Origin of the sequence: Gilliamella sp. BG3, from assembly GCF_046635605.1 — a bacterium.
Classification (GTDB): domain Bacteria; phylum Pseudomonadota; class Gammaproteobacteria; order Enterobacterales; family Orbaceae; genus Gilliamella; species Gilliamella bombi.
Map to the genome: position 1 here is coordinate 1 of NZ_JBIDFE010000056.1, position 1789 is coordinate 1789.

Below are 1789 nucleotides of genomic sequence, written 5' to 3' on the forward strand. Positions count from 1 at the left end.
TGACCTAGAATTAGGCTTTAAAGCAGACATATGTAACAAGCCTGTTTTTAACCCTAATTCTTCTTGTGTGCGTTTAGTTTCATCCCATGTAGCTTGACGAAGTGCGCCTACTTGTTCAGTTTGCGCCAAGGCTTTAGCTCTGCTATATGAAACATCAATACGCTTACTGATAATATCGGCTGTTTCTCGTGGGTTAATCCCTCGGGCTACAGCGCTACTTAAAACCGTACCTAAATCACTCTTTAGATTATCTGCAAGTCCTTTCCAGTCGTTGAATGTTGCTGTATATGCAAGCCCAATTCGACGAATGTAAGCATCACTAAATAACAGTGATTCCAATGATGTAGCTTGTGAATAAAGTGGTGATTGAACGGATAGATTATGAAAAGTGCGATTAGTCCCCATTTGATACATATCAGCAACAAACTTACCTGCCCAAAACTTCTCAATACCGCCATCAATTAAGTTTTCATCAACAATTTCTTGAATGCGAGTTAACACCCTAGCAAGTTGATTGCCGTCAACAGTGTAATTAACACTAGCATTAACGACATAGAGTGTATTATCAACGAATATCGCTGTTTTAATCGGCTCTTTAGCATAGTAGCCTAAGCTTAATTCGATATGCTCAATAATTGATTGTTTGATTGTTTTGTAGCGTTTTTGTATTTCGCTACGCATTTGGAGAATTTGTTTGTTGGTGAGTGTAGGGTTGTTTTTACTTTTCGGTAGTATCGGATTCTTTGGAATCGGCTTTATTATCTTCGGTCTTTTCAATATCGATATCCTCTAAATCAGGATCGGGCTCATAACCACCAACTTCTCGTATTTCATTTGGTGTAAACACAGGAATGCCTATAGATTGTTGCGCTTTGACGTTCACGTCTGACATTTTGAGCATTAATTCGATTTTTTCAGCTTGGCTCGGTGCTAACAAGTCGGACCATTTAAGAGTGAGCGTACCGTTAACTAGTGGCTGAATAACTTTTAGCGTAATAAGCTGATTAACAAACTCTTTGATTAATGTGCTCAAAAAACCATTACGTCTAGACATTCCTCGTTTTGCGTAATCTGTCTTATCTTCATCTGATGCTAACCGCCCCGTTTGTTGTCCAAAAATAATGGTAAATGGCATTCTGACAGAGGCAGCAAAACTATTTGCGGATACCGACCATCCTGAACTCGGATCGGCGGGAGCAACCGATAAAATATTCGCTGTCGCACCTGCTGTAATTAGTGCGCTGTCTGTACCTGAGTTTAACAATGCGATTTGTCGGTTTAATGCATCAGCAGGCTTTTCAAAGCCTCGCTTTCTTAACTCTCGCTCCAGTTCTTCCATGTCGGTATCAGTGTCATAATTCAGATGAACTTGCCTGCTAGCATTCTTTAGGAAGCCCTCTGCGCTACCGCCTGAGTATTTCATCATGTCGATTAAATCGTTATAACCAACCTCAAGCTGTGATTCACCATCATCCATGGAATTAATGACGGATGTTTCATTAAGTATGACCACCCTGTTTGGATGTATCCTGCGAGAGATATTGGGCTTGCCTGACTTGTCACCTACCGCTATTTCATTAAATTGGTACATTGTTACTTGGCCATAGTTTTCGTCGGCTTCGTCATTATTCCATTCGCAAGCCGTTAACTGAGCTTCCCAAGCAGGGATTAGCTTAACAATGGCATCTTTTGGTTCAAGTCGGTTCAATACGACCGTATCAACTGGTTCTTCCCATTTTCTGCTATCTCGTAATTGAATAATGAGTCCTGAATATCTACCCACAATTCC

General features: G+C 40.6%; 2 protein-coding genes. Both read right to left on the reverse strand.

The window, feature by feature from the left end; all coding sequences use genetic code 11:
* Positions 1-777: phage head morphogenesis protein (locus ACGH6S_RS12125; protein ID WP_411579557.1), on the reverse strand; the 777-nt coding region annotated here is incomplete at its 3' end.
* A partial coding sequence (locus ACGH6S_RS12130) for an anti-CBASS protein Acb1 family protein (protein ID WP_411578989.1) occupies positions 719-1789 on the reverse strand: 1071 nt, incomplete at its 5' end. The genes ACGH6S_RS12130 and ACGH6S_RS12125, both read right to left, overlap by 59 nt.